The 15,944-nt window shown below is 63.6% G+C and carries 18 protein-coding genes; all 18 read left to right on the top strand.

Annotated elements, in window-relative coordinates:
• The first annotated feature begins 380 nt into the window (after nt 1-380).
• The 18 genes from VQ065_RS07555 to VQ065_RS07470 all read left to right on the top strand — a co-directional run bounded on the left by VQ065_RS07555 (nt 381) and on the right by VQ065_RS07470 (nt 15,928).
• Entirely contained in the window at nt 381-1,136 is a 756-nt protein-coding gene (locus VQ065_RS07555; protein WP_003158603.1) for a hypothetical protein, read from the top strand.
• A 118-nt stretch (nt 1,137-1,254) separates the two neighbouring features.
• Nucleotides 1,255-1,467 (top strand): AlpA family transcriptional regulator, encoded by a 213-nt coding sequence (locus tag VQ065_RS07550; RefSeq protein ID WP_003158604.1) that lies wholly within the window; start codon nt 1,255-1,257, stop codon nt 1,465-1,467.
• 42 nt (nt 1,468-1,509) lie between these two features.
• Nucleotides 1,510-2,385 carry a ParA family protein gene (locus tag VQ065_RS07545; RefSeq protein WP_003158605.1) on the top strand — a complete coding sequence of 292 codons (876 nt, stop codon included), beginning with the start codon at nt 1,510-1,512 and terminating at the stop codon, nt 2,383-2,385.
• Nucleotides 2,369-2,617: a hypothetical protein gene (locus VQ065_RS07540; protein WP_003158606.1), complete on the top strand. Its 249-nt coding sequence runs from the start codon at nt 2,369-2,371 to the stop codon at nt 2,615-2,617. Before VQ065_RS07545 ends, VQ065_RS07540 begins: the two co-directional genes overlap by 17 nt.
• Nucleotides 2,610-4,238: a ParB family protein gene (locus VQ065_RS07535; protein ID WP_003158607.1), complete on the top strand. Its 1,629-nt coding sequence runs from the start codon at nt 2,610-2,612 to the stop codon at nt 4,236-4,238. The genes VQ065_RS07540 and VQ065_RS07535 overlap by 8 nt, the downstream gene beginning before the upstream one ends.
• Nucleotides 4,239-4,253: 15 nt before the next feature.
• On the top strand, nt 4,254-4,814 hold the full coding sequence (locus tag VQ065_RS07530; protein WP_003158608.1) for a DUF2857 domain-containing protein: 561 nt from the start codon (nt 4,254-4,256) through the stop codon (nt 4,812-4,814).
• Between the two features lie 3 nt (nt 4,815-4,817).
• Complete coding sequence (locus VQ065_RS07525) at nt 4,818-6,062, top strand: STY4528 family pathogenicity island replication protein (RefSeq protein ID WP_003158609.1); 1,245 nt, start codon at nt 4,818-4,820, stop codon at nt 6,060-6,062.
• A gap of 317 nt (nt 6,063-6,379) precedes the next feature.
• Nucleotides 6,380-7,165, top strand: a complete 786-nt coding sequence (locus VQ065_RS07520; protein ID WP_003158610.1) for a PFL_4669 family integrating conjugative element protein — start codon at nt 6,380-6,382, stop codon at nt 7,163-7,165.
• Nucleotides 7,162-7,689: a DUF3158 family protein gene (locus VQ065_RS07515; RefSeq protein ID WP_003158611.1), complete on the top strand. Its 528-nt coding sequence runs from the start codon at nt 7,162-7,164 to the stop codon at nt 7,687-7,689. Before VQ065_RS07520 ends, VQ065_RS07515 begins: the two co-directional genes overlap by 4 nt.
• Before the next feature lie 73 nt (nt 7,690-7,762).
• Nucleotides 7,763-8,203 carry a single-stranded DNA-binding protein gene (locus tag VQ065_RS07510; protein ID WP_003158612.1) on the top strand — a complete coding sequence of 147 codons (441 nt, stop codon included), beginning with the start codon at nt 7,763-7,765 and terminating at the stop codon, nt 8,201-8,203.
• A gap of 269 nt (nt 8,204-8,472) precedes the next feature.
• Entirely contained in the window at nt 8,473-10,497 is a 2,025-nt protein-coding gene (locus VQ065_RS07505; protein ID WP_003158613.1) for a DNA topoisomerase III, read from the top strand.
• A 524-nt stretch (nt 10,498-11,021) separates the two neighbouring features.
• Nucleotides 11,022-11,267, top strand: a complete 246-nt coding sequence (locus VQ065_RS07500; protein ID WP_003158614.1) for a hypothetical protein — start codon at nt 11,022-11,024, stop codon at nt 11,265-11,267.
• Nucleotides 11,268-11,595: 328 nt separating this feature from the next.
• Nucleotides 11,596-11,808, top strand: a complete 213-nt coding sequence (locus VQ065_RS07495) for a hypothetical protein (RefSeq protein WP_003158617.1) — start codon at nt 11,596-11,598, stop codon at nt 11,806-11,808.
• A gap of 21 nt (nt 11,809-11,829) precedes the next feature.
• The gene (locus VQ065_RS07490; protein ID WP_003158618.1) at nt 11,830-12,222 is read left to right on the top strand and encodes a hypothetical protein; all 393 of its coding nucleotides are present in this window, start codon (nt 11,830-11,832) and stop codon (nt 12,220-12,222) included.
• 212 nt (nt 12,223-12,434) lie between these two features.
• The gene (locus VQ065_RS07485; RefSeq protein WP_003158619.1) at nt 12,435-13,172 is read left to right on the top strand and encodes a DUF5983 family protein; all 738 of its coding nucleotides are present in this window, start codon (nt 12,435-12,437) and stop codon (nt 13,170-13,172) included.
• Nucleotides 13,173-13,266: 94 nt separating this feature from the next.
• A complete protein-coding gene (locus VQ065_RS07480) occupies nt 13,267-13,545 on the top strand; it encodes a hypothetical protein (protein WP_003158620.1) in 279 nt (92 codons plus the stop codon).
• A 279-nt stretch (nt 13,546-13,824) separates the two neighbouring features.
• Nucleotides 13,825-14,637, top strand: a complete 813-nt coding sequence (locus VQ065_RS07475; RefSeq protein WP_003158621.1) for a hypothetical protein — start codon at nt 13,825-13,827, stop codon at nt 14,635-14,637.
• A gap of 376 nt (nt 14,638-15,013) precedes the next feature.
• Nucleotides 15,014-15,928, top strand: a complete 915-nt coding sequence (locus tag VQ065_RS07470) for a DUF3577 domain-containing protein (protein ID WP_003158622.1) — start codon at nt 15,014-15,016, stop codon at nt 15,926-15,928.
• Nucleotides 15,929-15,944 lie beyond the last annotated feature (16 nt).

The raw sequence follows: 15,944 nt of genomic DNA, 5'->3' as shown, positions 1-15,944 counted from the left end.
TATATCAGTATCCTGATCGGATATGACGCCAGCGGATTTCCGCAGCCAATCCCAAGCCCCGATCAATAGATTCCGACCGCTCGCAGCTTTTTCAAACCGCTGCCGTATCAGACCATACCGATACGGTTTTGCGTGAACCGCCACTTCTCACGATCCTGATAGCGCAAGCGTCACTGTCGAGCCGCGACGGACGCTCGCTTTTCTTGTGCTCAATGGATTTTTGTACATCGAGCACACAACGCCTACTCGTTGCGCGAACTGATCAGAAGTAATCAAAAGCGGGCGTCATCACTCGCGTCTTGCGCGGACAACAGGCCGACCATGGGGACGGCTGCAAAAGCAGTCGGCCCTGTAGTTCTTCTCCTGGAAGGAGACGGAGCATGCACGAGAACAAAAATGATGCACCAACATCAAAGGTGTTCTACCGCCCGCTCGAAGCGTCCATCCGCTGGGCCGGACTGCTGCGATACGAGCAGGTGATTCTGGCTTCGGTCTCGTCGCCGATGAATCTGCCGCAGTCGCTGGACTGCCCACGTTTGGGCGAACTGCGGCTGTACACCGACCGCATCTATGACGGCATCCTCAACGGGGAACTGCCCTTCGGGCAGCACGGCATCACGACGCGCGACACCACGTTGATCGAATCGCCTGATCTGACGGTGCGCCATGTCGATCTGAAGTGCTGGATGCGCCAGCACTACCCCGAGCAGCGGCCCGGCTTTCTCTTCTCCCGCAGCGAGCGCATCACCCATCCCTTCATCTCTCTGGAAACAGGGCAAGCCATGCTGGTCGAACGCCAGGCTTTGAAATCCGTCCTGGAACAGACCAAACGTCAGCTTCGCGAGTTGCAGGACAAGCATGACGCGCTGCTCAAGCAGCCCACGGTGATTCCGGCATGCGCGCAGTGTCCGATCAGTGATCGAGCCGAGGCCACCTACCTGAACATCGTTGGCGGCCTGTTGGAGCTGATGCTCGGCCAGTCGCCATCGGGCACGCCGTACTCCAGCTTCAAGACGCAGGAGGCCGTGGTCAGCGCGCTGGTCGCCCATCACAGCGGCGCCATGGGCATCGCGGAGCGGACATTGAACGGTAAGTTTGCCACCGCCAGGCGCCGGCTGCGTAGCGCCTCCCGCTGAGATTTGCCAGCTTGTATGTGCAGTCGCGGAGATTGCATTTGCAATGTCTTTTCGCAGCCGTGTCTATTGAATAGAGGTCACGCCAACAAACGCCGCTGAGCGTTCAGGAGTGACTGCCATGTCGCAAACATCTGTACTGCAGCCAAACGAGCGCCGCATCCTGCGCTTGGAAGAAGTCGAAGCGAAATCAGGTTTCAAGCGCGCCCACATCTACAACCTGATGAAGAAACGCCAGTTCCCGCAGGCCCTGCGTCTGGGCGTGCGCGCCGTGGGCTGGGACTCCATCGAAATCGATCAGTGGATCGACGAGCGCGTCAACAACCGGGCCTGACCCGTTCTCCCGCGGACTTTTCATCTTGACACGGAGAACGCCATGCAGGTCGTATCCATCATTTCAACCAAAGGTGGGGTCGGCAAGACTACCACCGCTGCGAACCTCGGCGGTCTCGCTGCGGACGCCGGACTGCGCGTGCTGCTGCTCGACCTCGATGTGCAGCCCACCTTGTCCTCATACTATGAGCTGGCTCACCGCGCGCCGGGCGGTATCTATGAATTGCTGGCCTTCAACGAGCGCGACCTCGACCAGCTTGTGTCCCGCACGATCATCGCGGGCCTGGACTTGGTGCTCTCCAACGACCACCGAGGCGAACTGAACACTTTGCTGCTGCACGCGCCGGACGGGCGCTTGCGGCTGCGGCATCTGCTTCCGGCGCTCAATCCCCTCTACGACCTGGTGCTGATCGACACCCAGGGCGCGCGCTCGGTGCTGCTGGAGATGGCGGTGCTGGCCTCCGACCTCGCACTGTCACCCGTGACCCCGGAAATTCTCGCCGCCCGCGAGCTGCGGCGCGGCACCATGCAGTTGCTGGAGGACATTGCACCGTACCGGCAGCTGGGCATCGCGCCGCCGCCGCTGCATCTGCTCATCAACCGCGTCCATCCGGTGTCCGCCAACGCCCGCCTGATCCAGCAGGCGCTGCGCGATCTGTTCCAGGACCATGCTGACATCCGTGTGTTGGCTACCGACGTGCCGGCCATTGAGGCTTATCCGCGTGCTGCTACGCGCGGCCTGCCGGTGCATCGGGTCGAGTACCGCCAGCCAGTGGGCAGAGTCGCTCCCGCCGCGCTCGCCACCATGCGCGATCTTGCCGGCGAATTGCTCCCGCAGTGGCAGGATCGATTTGCCGCAGTGTCCGGCCGTCCGCCACAGCCTCTTGATACCAGGAGGCCCCATGGCCAACGCACATGAACTGGCCCGAGGTCACAGCCGGCTGCGCGCCCTGATCGAGTTCGCCGTGGGCGAAGGCTGGCACGTCAAGCGCACGGCGGGCGGTCACCTCAAGTTCACCAAGTCAGGCTGCGCCGCGATCTACACCAGTTCGACGGCCAGCGATCACCGGGCAGCCCTCAACGCCCGTGCGCAGATCCGTCGCGCCGAGCGCGAGACCCGATCCCAAGCGCAGGGGGGCGGCCATGACTGAGATCACTTCCCAGCAGATGGCCGGCAAACTGCTTGCGTCCGGGTTCGAGCGCAGCGGCCCGTCAGCAACGACCTTGAGCGACCCGATCGCCGACACGCCCATGGTCGTGACGCTCGACCAATTGCGCCCCTACGACCACGACCCGCGCAAGAAGCGCAATCCGGTGTACGAGGAAATCAAGGCATCCATCCGCGAGCGTGGTCTGGACGCGGCTCCGGCCATCACCCGGCGGCCCGGCGACGATCACTACATCATCCGTAATGGCGGCAACACGCGACTGGCAATCCTGCGCGAACTCTGGTCGGAGACCAAGGACGAACGATTTTTTCGGGTCTCATGCCTGTTCCGCCCGTGGCCCGAGCGTGGCGAGATCGTCGCGCTCACCGGGCATCTTGCGGAAAACGAACTGCGCGGTGGCCTCACCTTCATCGAGCGGGCTTTGGGCGTCGAGAAAGCGCGCGAATTCTACGAACTGGAAAGCGGCTCCACCCTGAGCCAGTCCGAGCTGGCCCGCCGCCTGGCCGCCGACGGATACCCCGTGCAGCAGTCGCACATCAGCCGGATGGCCGACGCAGTACGCTACCTGCTGCCCGCAATCCCGACCGTGCTCTACGCCGGCCTGGGGCGTCACCAGGTCGAGCGGTTGTCGGTCATGCGCAAGGCCTGCGAGCGCACCTGGGCGCATTACGCCAAAGGCCGCTCACTGGTTCAGGACTTCGACGAGTTCTTTCAGGAAGTGCTGTCGCAATTCGATGTCCAGGCCGACGAGTTCTCTGCGCAGCGCATACAGGACGAGCTGATCGGCCAGATGACCGAATTGCTGGGTGTTGATTACGACGTGCTCGCTCTGGACATGACCGAATCCGAGAGCCGCCAGCGCGCCTTGGTCAGCGAGCCGACGCCGCCCTCGACGCCGCCTGCCCTGCCAGAGCCAGAGGCCATTGCGCGCCCACCTGCCGATACTGCGCCACCTGCTGCGAGGCCGACGGCAACTCCCTCGACGGGCGAGAGCGACGCGGAAGCCAGTCATTCGGACGCGGTCAGCCCGGCGACAGATGGCGACCGGCTTCAGGAGCACATCGTCTCGCCGGCGCCGACAACGGAACGGCTTGAGTCCATCCAGCGCATGGTCGCCGACCAGTTGGGCGATGCACTGCCGCACGACTTCTCGGCGAATGTCTTGCAGTCCATCCCGGTGCAGGCTGGTGGGCTCTATCCGATCTCGGATGTCTGGTACATCGCCCCCGGCCTGGACACACCCGAGCACCTGCGCATCCACGTCGCGCAGTTTGCCCGCGAGATTGCGGGCGAGGCACACCTGGGCGAGTGCATCGATGACCGTCCAGAAGGCATCGGCTTCGCCTGCCGTGCCCATACCTCAAGCCTGGCGCCAAAGGGCCGTGCCGTCCATGCGCTGTTGGCTTGCCTGGCCGGTCAGCAGCCCGCCGACGTCGGTCTGGACAACGGGCAACTCGTCATCGACCTGCCGGCGCTGCTGCACGGCCAGGGCGACGTAACCCGACGATTGAGCGACACCGCGCTGGTCAAGCTGTTCCGCCTGCTGCGACTGGCCCGCCGCCTGCTCGATCTCGAAGCCGGCGCTGCGGACTCTGGAACCTAAGCGAGGGAGGCCAGCATGTCCACAGCACACCCGCTCAACCAGGCTGTCATCGCCCAGGCCCTCTATGACCTGCGCAATGGGCAACTGCGCCGCTGCAAACTGATGGGGTTTGGCGAGGCAGAGCTGGACGCCCTCAAGCATCCTGCGCTGATCAGCGTGCTGGCCAACGCCAACGTCTCCTGGTGCTCAGTGACGGTCAACCGCGAAGTGCTGCGGCGGCTGCTCCAGCAGGCGCAGGACGTGGAGAAGGAAATCGCCACGGTCGATCGCATGCTCAGGCTGGGCGCGAGCACGGAGATGGTCAGCAAGTTCTATGGCTTGACGCATCAGGAAGTAGCGCTTCGCCGTGAAATCCTCGGTCTGCCCAAGCGCAAGGGCCGGCACCCCGTGCTGGACGAGGAGCAGGACACGGAGCTGTGGCGGCAATGGAAGGCCGTGACCAACAGCAGAACCGTCGATCTCGAAGATGACACTTCCATCCTCGATGCCGCCATGGACTTGGCCGAAGGAATGTCGCTGCCTCTGTCGGTGGTCTGGGCCTCGATCAAGAGCTGGGTCGATCAGGGATTGGCGTGAGTCATGGCCGTGGACGACACCGCACCACGAGCCCTACGCCAAGGCCCCATCGCACTGGCAGAACTGTTCGATGCTGCGCTGAAAGACCTTGCGCCCAAGCCCGCCCCCAGCGCACCTGCGTCTACACCTGCACAGTCGCCCACGCCCACCTCCGGCGATGCTTTCCTGTTCAGTGGCAACCGGCACGAGACGGTGCCACGCAAGTTGTTCCTCGACCGCCGCCTGACGCCGCTGGAACGAAACGCCTGGCAAGTGTTCCGACTGATGCTCAACGACGATGGCGTGACCGCATTTCCCACCTACGAGCAGTTGCGCCCCTGGCTAGCGTCCATGCCCTGCGCAGGCCAGGCCTCGCATGAAACCGTGGCACGGGCGCTGACACTGATGCGCCTGACCCGCTGGCTGAGCCTGGTTCGGCGACGGCGCGACCCCAAGACCGGCCGCATCCTCGGCAATCTGTACGTGCTGCACGACGAACCCCTGACACCGTTCGAGGCCATGCAGCTCGACCCGGACTACCTGCAACTCGTCAGCCAGGCGCTCGGCCATTCTGCCAAGGCCGTGCAGATCGTGGGCCTGCACACGCTCAAGGAAATCGGCGAAGACCCATTACTGGCCGGACGCACCCTCCCGTCACGGTTGCAGGTGATGGCCGAACGTCTCGCCAACCAGAACCCCACGGCCTGCGAAAGTTATCCACAGGAAGACGCCATTCACGATTCCGAAGAAGGGGCTCCGAGCCTTCTTCGGAATCGTGAACGACCCGCTACGGATTCCGAAGCAGGGCTGAAACCCGCGCCAGACGTCTCTCTTCGGAATCCGAAGCAGGCCCGTACAGTACGTAGTAGTTGTATTAATGAAATACGTACTACTGCGCAGGCGCGCGCGCTGGGCGATCTGCAATGGCCCAAGCGCTTTGCACAACTGAAGGCGGAACAGCAGGCGGGTGCCAAGGTGGCATTGCAGCAAGTTGATCCCTCGCTGAGGCAGGACGTGCTGGACGAATGGGCCGCGCGTTGTAGCAACCCCGGCATCCGCAATCCCGCAGGGTATCTGTTCGGCATCATCCAGCGGGCCATCCACGGTGAGTTCAATGCCTGGGCAAAGAAAGACCCGCCACCGGCACCCACTCAACCAAACGAACGGCCACCACCCGCACCGCCGACCCAAACGCAGGGTAAGCCGGTGCCACCAGAAGTCGCCAGGCAGCACATCGAGCGGCTGCGAAATCTGCTCGCCAGCAAGTGAGCAGGCCGGCAAGGCGGTGAAGTGGACGCCCATGGATGCCAGTAGAGCTATCCCCTGGGGATAGTTCCACCGTTGGGGCGGATGCCGTGCAGTCGCAGGCCTCGCCTCGAACATCTGCCGCAGCATCGGCCTTGTCCGTCCTGATCCTGACGTGCAGCGTTCGCTGGCGCTCCTTGGAGCTATCCCCTGGGGATAGCTCGCGCCGCAGGCGGCCACCACGCGCTGAACCGGGGTCTGGCAGGTTTCGGTTTGTTGACTGACGGCCTTCCGCTTCCTGCCGAAGCTGACCGCTCCTTTCCCCACAACGAGCGGACACCATGGCAACCAATGAATCTCTGCAACTGAATCTCGGCTCCCTGCGCAGCGCGATGTCGCTGACGCTTCACACCCACCACGCTTCGCGCATCTGGCATGGCCGTGCCGCCGCCGAGGGGCGACCGGGCATCGTCGGCCTGAACGGCTACATCGCCCAAATGAACAAGATGCGGCGCGGTTCGGAGCAGGACGACCCGTACTCGGATTGGTGGATGCTGCGCATCGAGGTCAAGCTCGACCAGACCAAGACCACGCTGCAAGCGCTGCGCGAGCAGGTGGATCAGGCGCTGGCAAGCGTACCGCCGGCACTCAGCCTGGGCGAGAACCTCAACGTGCAACCCGTCAAGTTGCCGCTGTTCGTCAATGCGCAGCTCGGCTTTGCCGCCGTCTATCTGCTGGCCGACTACGACGACATCGCCCGCAAACTGATCCTCGCCCATCACACGGCGCTCATCGACCGCAGCACCTTGGAGCGCTGGCTCAACGAGGGCGCCCATGCACTGCGCAGCCTGTTCTCGCTGGCCCAGCAATACCGCTATTCGGGCTGTACGCGCGACGACTTCGTGTCAAAGAACGCCGCAGCACGGGCGGCGCTGGAGAAATTCGGCGAACTGCCGCAGGACGTGCTGGAAGGCACGCACCGCTCGAAGTTCGCGCCGCCCATCGTGCGCCGTGGCCTGCAACAGCGTGTCGAGAGTCCTGCTGCAGCGCCTGCCCCCAACGACGAGGCCGCCACCGGCGCGGTGCCCGAGGTCGGCGTCGGCGAGATCAAGGGCGAGCAGGCATGAGCGATCCGAACCGCGAACCCCGCTACTTCCAGGGCCTGCAACAGGCTGCCTTCGTGAAGCTGGAACACGCGGCCTCTCTAAAAGGCCTTTTAAAGCCTTTTAAGGGTAAGGGGGATCTTGAGGCCTGGGCCAGCCAGTGCTTCGCCATGCGCGACGAGTTGATTGGCTTGGCTCAGCGGCAGGTGCTGCAACAGGCAGTCGGGCATCCCTTCCACCTGCTGCCCGTGGAGTTGGCCCAACAAACCACTGGCGCAGGAACGGCGTTTTTGCGCTGGCGCAAGCACGACCGCTCAGCCATGGGCGTAGCCCTGTGGCAGGAATTGATGGCGAGCACCGGCACGCCGGTCAACTTACTGGCCGAGCTGCACGCGATCGAGCTTCAGCGCATCACGCTGAACATGCAGATCAGCCTGTTGCACACCCTGGGCAGGCAGGCCCAGGAATGCGCCAGCAAGGCGGCTGTGGCGGAAGACGCCTACCTGCGCCGGCTCAAGTCCATCCCACCTGGAATGCGTGATCGGTGATGGCACCGGACACCCCAGCACACACCCGACGCCGACGCGGCACGGGTATTTCAACCACCATGGAGATTGCAACATGAGCACGCACTTTTGGGGCGAAGGCAACATTGGCTCCCCGCCCGAATACCGGGAGTTCCCCAACGGCAACGACGAGCCGCGGCGCTTGCTGCGGCTGAACGTGTATTTCGACAACCCCGTTCCCACCAAAGGCGGCGACTTCGAGGATCGCGGCGGCTTCTGGGCGCCCGTGGAAATCTGGCACCGCGACGCCGCGCACTGGAAAAGCCTCTACCAGAAAGGCATGCGCATCCTGGTCGTCGGCCGCATGGAGCGCGAGCCCTGGACGGACAACGAAGATCAGCCGCGCGAAACCTGGCAGATCAACGCGCGCAGCGTCGGCATCCTGCCGTTTCGCATCGAGTCCGTGACCCTCAGCCCGAAGCCGCAGGATGCGGAGGCAAAGCCCCAGGCCGCCCAGGAACCGGCTGCGCCAAAAGAGCCGCGGCGTAGGAAGTGACCCGGCATGGGTCGGCCACTGTTCGCCGCTCCATGCACCCGCGAGCTATCCCCAGGGGATAGCTCCATCTACGTCCACCGGATTCCACGTGCTCCCGAAAATCGCGGCTCCCGGCCCGCACACCCCGGCTGCATACCATCTCCGCCCCAGCCATTCCATCCCGTGAAAGTGGTCGCCACCGCTTGCGACTTGTTTGCTGTTGCCCCTGGTGGGGACCGGCATCCTCGATTCCAGCAACTCAATGAACCACGGAAATCGGATGGACGGATATGCGGCTGTTCTTGTGCGAGAAGCCCTCCCAGGGCAAGGATATTGGTCGGATTCTCGGCGCGACACAGCGCGGTGAAGGCTGCCTCAACGGCTCCGGCGTCACGATTACCTGGTGCATCGGCCATCTCGTAGAAGCGGCAGCACCCGAGGTCTATGACGCGGCGCTCAAGCGCTGGTCGCTGGAGCAGTTGCCCATCATTCCCCAGCAGTGGCGGGTCGAGGTCAAACCCAAGACCGCCACGCAATTCAAGGTCGTCAAGGCGCTTCTGGCGAAGGCGACCCATCTCGTCATCGCCACCGATGCCGACCGCGAGGGCGAGCTGATCGCCCGCGAGATCATCGACCTGTGCGGCTACCGTGGCCCCATCGAGCGCTTGTGGCTGTCGGCGCTCAACGATGCGTCGATCCGCACTGCGCTCGGCAAGCTGCGACCATCATCCGATACGCTGCCGATGTACTACTCGGCGCTGGCGCGTTCGCGGGCAGACTGGCTCGTCGGCATGAACCTCAGCCGTCTGTTCACGCTGCTCGGGCGGCAGGCGGGCTACGACGGCGTGCTGTCGGTCGGACGTGTCCAGACCCCGACCCTGAAGCTGGTCGTTGATCGCGACCGCGAAATCGCGGCTTTCAAGTCGGCGCCGTTCTGGGCCATCGACGTGTCTTTGTCCACAGAGGGTCAGGCTTTCTCCGCGCAGTGGGTTGCGCCCGACGGCTGCACCGACGACGCCGGTCGTTGCCTGCAACAGCCGGTCGCCCAGCAGGCGGCGCAGCAGATTCGCGCTGCGGGCAGCGCCCAGGTGGTGTCGGTCGAGACCGAGCGCGTGCGCGAAGGCCCGCCCCTGCTGTTCGACCTGGGGACGCTTCAGGAGGTCTGTTCCAGGCAGCTCGGGCTGGACGTACAGGAGACATTGCAGATAGCCCAGGCCCTGTACGAGACGCACAAGGCCACAACCTACCCGCGCTCGGACTCCGGCTACCTGCCCGAAAGCATGTTCGCCGAGGTGCCCACCGTCCTGGACAGCCTGCTCAAGACCGACCCGTCGCTGCGCCCGATCATGGGTCAGCTCGACCGCACCCAGCGTTCGCGTGCATGGAACGACGGCAAGGTCACAGCGCACCACGGCATCATCCCGACGCTCGAACCGGCGAATCTTTCCGTCATGAGCGAGAAGGAACGGGCCGTGTACCGGCTAATCCGGGCGCATTACCTGGCCCAGTTCCTCCCTCACCACGAGTTCGACCGCACCGTGGCCGAGCTTTCCTGCGGCCAGCAGAAGCTGGTGGCTACGGGCAAGCAGGTCGTCGTCAAGGGCTGGCGCCTGGTGCTGGACGAGCCCGAACGTGAAGGCAGCGCTGATGAGGACGCCGACGCCTCTGCACGCAGCCAGGTGCTACCCGCGTTGCGCGAAGCGATGGCATGTCAGATCGCTGGGGCCGACATCAAGGCACTCAAAACGATGCCACCCAAGCCCTATACGCAGGGCGAACTGGTCAAGGCGATGAAGGGTGTTGCGCGTTTCGTGACCGACCCGCGCCTGAAGCAGAAGCTGAAGGACACGACGGGCATCGGCACCGAGGCGACGCGGGCCAACATCATCAGCGGGTTGATCACTCGCGGCTACATCGTGAAAAAGGGACGCTCCATCCGTGCATCGGATGCGGCGTTCACGCTGATCGATGCCGTGCCTGCGGCGATTGCTGACCCCGGCACCACCGCCGTGTGGGAACAGGCACTCGACATGATCGAGGCTGGTCAGCTCACGCTGGACGTGTTCATTGGCAAGCAGGCCGCCTGGATTTCGCAGTTGATCGCGCAGTACGGCAGCATGTCCCTGTCCATCAAGCTTGCCCATGGACCAGCATGCCCGCAGTGCGGCGCATCGACGCGCCAACGCACCGGCAAGAGCGGTCCATTCTGGTCGTGCAGTCGCTACCCCGACTGCAAAGGCACGCTGCCGGTCGAATCTGGTCCGCCCAAGCGTGGCGCTTCGCGCTCGCGTAGCAGCGGCCGCAAAGGCGCCTAACCGACTCCGTTTCCCGTGGGCCGCACCCTGTTTCAAAGGCGTGGCCCGTGTCCCGCACGCCCCTGCGGGTCGCCCAGCGCGCAACGCCTTCTTGTCCGTGTGCGCGTCCCGTCGAGCCGTCCCCGGCTGCGGGACCTGAAGGTAGTTTTTCCGCGAACCGCCTCCCGCGTGTTCTGCTGGTCTGTGTTTCTCCCGCCCACTGCGAAGTGGTCCCCCGATGGCTTGCCTGGCAGCGCGAGCCACCCGGAGACCCTTTGTGGTCAGCGGTATTCAGTGCCGGTGCCCACCGGCGCAAAAACGGGCTCCCTTTGTGCGCGGATGTGCGCCAGACGATGCCGGCCCCAGCCACGACATGGGCCGGGTGTGATTGCTGATGAGCAGACGGTTCGAGCGACGACCGGGCCTGCAACAGCCCACGGGTGGTTATTTCCTCCCGAGCCGAAGGTCAGCGAGCCTTCGGCTCCTTTGTCTCGTCGATCAACGTTCCGACCCAAGGGCCGGCCACAGCAACAGGAAACCGACGCATGCAACAACCGGAGAAAGTACGAGCCGCGTTCGAGCGCGACCTTGGCAACAAGGTGCTGTTCATCAAGGACGGCAAGCTGCTGTTTATCGATGGCATCAACCTCAAGGCCATCGCCGACCGTAAGGCGTATTTCGCTTCGCTGCGTGCGCGGCAAACGCAACCCATTGTGGTCCTGGCCGAACTGGGACAGGACGAGGCATTCGCCCTGTGGAAGCAGTATGTCCTGGGCGACAAGACCGAGTGAGCCAACGCACCCACGCCCCCCCTGACAGCCCGCACTCGATGCGGGTTTTCTGTCTCCGCGCCATCAATCCGGGCTGGGCCGATTGCCGTTTTCCAACTGACGCAGCGAGGCTCCCGGACGAAGCTGCCCGCATGTTCGCTGATTCGTCAGCACATGCCAGCAGCCATGGGTTCCAGGCTGCCGTGGGTTCTTCCCGCGTAACCCGCCAGTCCGTATCGCATCAAGTCTGCGGACGCGCGTCCCCGTGACGCCGATGCTTTTTATCCACCACGTGCGGGAGCTGCCATCCCGTGAGGGACAAGGCCTCGCTTTTCCAAGGAGCCTACCCATGTCCCACAAAGCCTCTTTCGGCCAGTTGGCCTTGACCTATTGCGGCAAGTTCCTGCCGCTCGAAGTCCTGCAAAGCGCCGCCGGCCACTACATCGGCACGCGCGATACCGAAGGTCCCGTTTCGCGGGAATCGCACGAGTACTTCCGCAGCCATGCGGCGGCTCAACGTGCCCTCGAAAGAGGCGGCTGGTCCCAGCTCGCCATTCCCTGATCCAACTGGAGGAATCACGCCATGAATCAACTGCTGCCGCAGGAAGTCGTCGATCAGATCATGCGGGAAGAGCAGCATTTCGCTGCCGCGCCCCAAGCCTTCTTCGAGGCATGGAAGCGTGGTGCCGAGATCGCTGGCCCCGAATGGTTCGGCGACGGCACCCGTGAAGGTCTGAACCAGGCCAAGAGCAAGTGGGATCTGCGTCCCAACATGCTGCTGCTCAATGATGCCCTCGGCGTCCTGAGCAGCGGCGAACGCATGTTCCTGTCCGCCATGGTCAGCTTCTACAACGCGCGCGAGGGCGGTGCCATGCTCAAGCGCTGCCACTTCGACGGGCTGTCGGACTTCGACGGCCTCGATCTGCAACGCCGCAAGGTCATCGCCGACTTGATGGTGAACTACAGCGGCTGGTGAGCCCGTTTCGGGCACACCCCCGTCTTTTCGTTCCCCACGAGGGACATGCGTCCACACGGCCATGTCCCTCGATTTCCTTTCCGTAGCCCAGCGTAAAGCGGCTGAATCAAAGCCAACGATCAGCGCCGACTGACGCATTTTCCCTTTTCAACCCACTGGGTCCAATTCCCGGTGGCGGGAATTGGCTCCATTATTCAATCTGGAGCGTTCCCATGTCTCAGAATCCCAATCCCTTTGTTCGCGGCTACTGGAACTTGAAAATCGTCCGCACGCTGTCCATCAGCTACGAGGACGGAAGCCCGCATGTCTGGCGAAATATCCACCCGAGCCAGCAACATCTTTCCGACCAGGAACTGATTTCATCTTCCTGCATCGTCACCAGCGATTTCGCGGTGGTCACGAACGGCTCTGAACCTATAAGCGCCGAGGTGCTGGCCGAATGCGATGCCGATGAGGGCGTTAACGGCGAAGGCGTGATCGGTGCCGTGGTCTATGCCATTCATGGCGAGGACTTCGACGATCGCCTGATCCACGTCGGTGACAGCTATTCGGTCGAGGCCGCGCGGGAAATCGTGCAGCGCCTGAGTTTCGAGACCGGCTACTACAGCCGCTGCTGGGAAATCAGCAGCGCGCACATCAGCCAGGAAACCGGCCAGTACCTCGCCAATCTGGCGGACCTCGCCACGCCGGAGGCCTTTTTGTTCATCGCCTTTCGGGTTCCGTACAGCCCGGCGATCGGCGTCAAGCTGATCTCAACGCCCTGGACGGACCAGAACCTGGAGCACGCCGATGGCATCACCGCCGAGCAGCTTCGGCAGGAGCACCGCAGCAAGGGCATGCCAGACGACCTGGCGAACATCCTGGAACTGGCTGGCCAGGCCGATGTGCGCATCCTCATCCTCGACGCCGACGCGCCCGTGTTGCCGGGCTTGCCGCTGGCCGAGTCCTAGCAAACACACCACGAGCCCACCTTCCTCTTTGCCCTCCATGCCAGCCCGTCTCCTTTCTAGGAGCCGGGCTGGTCCAATTTCATAGGAGCACTTTATGTTCCCCGACCTCATCTCGCCCGCACGCGACTTCGAGCATCAGCTTGGAGCCTGCGTCAACGCCATGGGCCAGGACGACGCCATCGGCCAGATCCTGGTATTCGAGCGCTTGAGTGGCACGCTGCACATGCGCCATATCGCCAGCGCCGATCTGGCCGACACCGACATTGACGACTACGAAATGGTCGTTTTCGACGGTGGCAACACCGGCGGCGACACGTGGAAGCACGTGTTCTTTCCACGTCAGCGCGAACACTACTTCGTGTACCAAGCCTGACCACCCAGCCCCTTTCGAGGGGCCTTTTCTTGTCCCGGCGCAGGAAAGCGGGTGCGGCGCGGTGCGGTTTGCTGAGCGCAGGCCGCTCACTCAAGGGCCATCCTTACCCCATGTTCGTCGGCGTTGCCGACACATGCCCAGGCAGCCAAGACCTTCAAGGCTGCAAGCGCGGGAAACCGTGCTGGTTGTTTCTTCCTACGGACGCATCGCGCCCATTCACCCACAAGGGACCTCTCCCTTGCGGGCGGGAATCCCTTGTTCTTCCTCAAGGAGATTCACATGGATCGCTCTCTCATCAAGACCCTGATGCCTTCGCTGGTCGCAGGCCATGTGCCGCGCAACGTGCGATCGTTCAAGTACCGCGTGTTCGATGATCAACCACAGTCCTCGACACTGGGCTTCGTCATTGATCCCCAGCCCTTCGACGGCAAGGTGGTAGCAGCCAGCAAAGACGCCATCGTCGTCAAGCTCAAGCCCAGCGAGTTCGCGGTACTCGATCCCAACCTGGTGACCACCGTTCCCAGCGAGGGCACCAAGGTGCATGTCCAACCCTATGCCCGTCGCCGTTTCGACGGCCTGCGTGCGGACACGCCAGAAGAGCGCACCGAGATGATGTCCGACGGCACTCCCTACACCGTCAAGACACACATCCTCGGCTCCGCGCCGGCCAAGCTGCCCATTCCCGAGCCGCAGTGCATGGAACTGGGTCAGCTCATCGAGCAGTTGGAGGAAATGCCGGCGCCCGACAGGTTCCGGCGCATCACCCACATGCTGGTCGATGCGGGCGCCCACGACTTCACCTGGGTCGATCCGAAGCCGTCCAGGATCATCGAAACGCCCCCGGCGATCAGTTTCACGGTTTCGACCGCGAAGTTCGCCGGCCAGGTGACGATCCTCTACCAGCGCGGCAGCGATACCTATGCGGTGGAGCTGCGCCGCGACGGCGAGTTGGTCGATCGGCACGACGAGGTGTACTTCGACATGCTCGGCGAAGTGCTGGAGCGGCTCATCGACGACGGACGCTGGCGTCTGATCGATGTGAGCGTGATCGGCGCGGAGACGTCCCGACGGCGCCGCGCTGTACCTGCGTGACACCACGAAAAAAACCAGGCGACATGCCCCCACAGGCTCTCCCTCCATTCGGAAGGAGGGCCTTTTTTCTGCCTGGGAGATTCATCAAAGGGAATCGCCCGGATGCCGATTGATGGCTGCCTCGCGCGCGAGGCGAGGCCATGCTGAGCCCATGCCTGCTGACGTTGTCAGCGACATGCCAGGCAACCATCGGTCTTCGAGGTTGCGGCGCAGCTCCCACTGCGTGACCGAGCCAGCTCGCACCGCATCCATCCGCGAGCGGCCACCAGTCTCTGGTGGTGGATGCTTTCGCCTTATCAACCCATCGCGGGGTTACGCACCTTTCCCCGCAGCGTGGGACTGGCGTGTCTCCGCTTCATCCCTATGGAGATTCACCATGAGCACCACGTCCAACGAGAAATCGTATTTCGACCTCCACACCTCGGGCATCGGTTACATCCAGCGTGTCCGTGAAGTGCCTGTTCGGGGCGGCCGCCGTGCGCAGCCTTTTCTGGCATGCACCATCGCCGCGCTGGTCGGTTCCGCAAAGGACCCCAGCTATCGCTATTTCGATGTCAAGGTCTCGGGTGCCGAGGCCAAGAAGCTGGTCGAGCGCTGCATCGGCGTTGACGATCCCAAGCAGCGCCCGCTGGTGCGCTTTCGCCTCGGCGACCTGTGGGGCGATGCGTACATCCGCGACAAGGGCGAGCAGAAAGGCCAAGCCGCCGCGTCCCTCAAGGCGCGACTGCTCAAGGCCGAGCCACTTGACCGAGCCGAACTGGCTTCGATCAGGCATCACGAGCTGATCACCCGCGGCATCGGCTACCTCAGCCGTCCGAAGGACGTCACGCCCAAAGATGGCGACCCGTTCCTCTCTTGCACCGTCGCCGCGCTGGCCGGGCCTGTCGATGAACCGGAGTATCGGTACTTCGACACCATCGTTACCACCCCTGAAGCCGAGCATCTGGTTCGCCGGTGCGTGCAGGCCATCGAAGGGGACTGCAAGGTGCTGATCGCCTTCCGTCTCAACGACATGAAGATCGATCCGTACATCCGCACCAAGGGTGAACGCGCTGGGGAACCGGCCGCAAGCCTGGAATCGACGCTGATCCACATCGGCCTGATCAAGATCGACGGCACCAAGGTCTATCCGACGAGCCCCGCGCAAGCCGAGACGCCGCCAGCCCAGGACGCATCCGCGTCCGAAGCCGAGGACGCCGGCCCCGCTGCCGATCAGCCTGCCGAGCCCGCCGAGCGCGAGCCCGAAGGTGAAGTCGAGAAGCAGGAGCCGGCATTGGCTGATTCGTTCTGATCGGCAAGGCCCTCGC

The sequence above is a fragment of the Pseudomonas sp. KBN10P06128 genome (genome assembly GCF_037574945.1).
Taxonomy (GTDB): Bacteria; Pseudomonadota; Gammaproteobacteria; order Pseudomonadales; family Pseudomonadaceae; genus Pseudomonas; species Pseudomonas aeruginosa.
The sequence above is the reverse complement of the archived record's forward strand: the minus strand, read 5'-3'. Positions and strand labels throughout refer to the sequence as shown.

What these genes read in the sequence shown, in the direction of transcription:
- VQ065_RS07525 (WP_003158609.1), top strand. Translation starts at nt 4,818, where the DNA reads ATGGCCGTGGACGACACCGCACCACGAGCCCTACGCCAAGGCCCCATC.
- VQ065_RS07475 (WP_003158621.1), top strand. Translation starts at nt 13,825, where the DNA reads ATGGATCGCTCTCTCATCAAGACCCTGATGCCTTCGCTGGTCGCAGGC.
- VQ065_RS07530 (WP_003158608.1), top strand. Translation starts at nt 4,254, where the DNA reads ATGTCCACAGCACACCCGCTCAACCAGGCTGTCATCGCCCAGGCCCTC.
- VQ065_RS07540 (WP_003158606.1), top strand. Translation starts at nt 2,369, where the DNA reads ATGGCCAACGCACATGAACTGGCCCGAGGTCACAGCCGGCTGCGCGCC.
- VQ065_RS07535 (WP_003158607.1), top strand. Translation starts at nt 2,610, where the DNA reads ATGACTGAGATCACTTCCCAGCAGATGGCCGGCAAACTGCTTGCGTCC.
- VQ065_RS07480 (WP_003158620.1), top strand. Translation starts at nt 13,267, where the DNA reads ATGTTCCCCGACCTCATCTCGCCCGCACGCGACTTCGAGCATCAGCTT.
- VQ065_RS07490 (WP_003158618.1), top strand. Translation starts at nt 11,830, where the DNA reads ATGAATCAACTGCTGCCGCAGGAAGTCGTCGATCAGATCATGCGGGAA.
- VQ065_RS07515 (WP_003158611.1), top strand. Translation starts at nt 7,162, where the DNA reads ATGAGCGATCCGAACCGCGAACCCCGCTACTTCCAGGGCCTGCAACAG.
- VQ065_RS07485 (WP_003158619.1), top strand. Translation starts at nt 12,435, where the DNA reads ATGTCTCAGAATCCCAATCCCTTTGTTCGCGGCTACTGGAACTTGAAA.
- VQ065_RS07505 (WP_003158613.1), top strand. Translation starts at nt 8,473, where the DNA reads ATGCGGCTGTTCTTGTGCGAGAAGCCCTCCCAGGGCAAGGATATTGGT.
- VQ065_RS07500 (WP_003158614.1), top strand. Translation starts at nt 11,022, where the DNA reads ATGCAACAACCGGAGAAAGTACGAGCCGCGTTCGAGCGCGACCTTGGC.
- VQ065_RS07545 (WP_003158605.1), top strand. Translation starts at nt 1,510, where the DNA reads ATGCAGGTCGTATCCATCATTTCAACCAAAGGTGGGGTCGGCAAGACT.
- VQ065_RS07470 (WP_003158622.1), top strand. Translation starts at nt 15,014, where the DNA reads ATGAGCACCACGTCCAACGAGAAATCGTATTTCGACCTCCACACCTCG.
- VQ065_RS07555 (WP_003158603.1), top strand. Translation starts at nt 381, where the DNA reads ATGCACGAGAACAAAAATGATGCACCAACATCAAAGGTGTTCTACCGC.
- VQ065_RS07550 (WP_003158604.1), top strand. Translation starts at nt 1,255, where the DNA reads ATGTCGCAAACATCTGTACTGCAGCCAAACGAGCGCCGCATCCTGCGC.
- VQ065_RS07510 (WP_003158612.1), top strand. Translation starts at nt 7,763, where the DNA reads ATGAGCACGCACTTTTGGGGCGAAGGCAACATTGGCTCCCCGCCCGAA.
- VQ065_RS07495 (WP_003158617.1), top strand. Translation starts at nt 11,596, where the DNA reads ATGTCCCACAAAGCCTCTTTCGGCCAGTTGGCCTTGACCTATTGCGGC.
- VQ065_RS07520 (WP_003158610.1), top strand. Translation starts at nt 6,380, where the DNA reads ATGGCAACCAATGAATCTCTGCAACTGAATCTCGGCTCCCTGCGCAGC.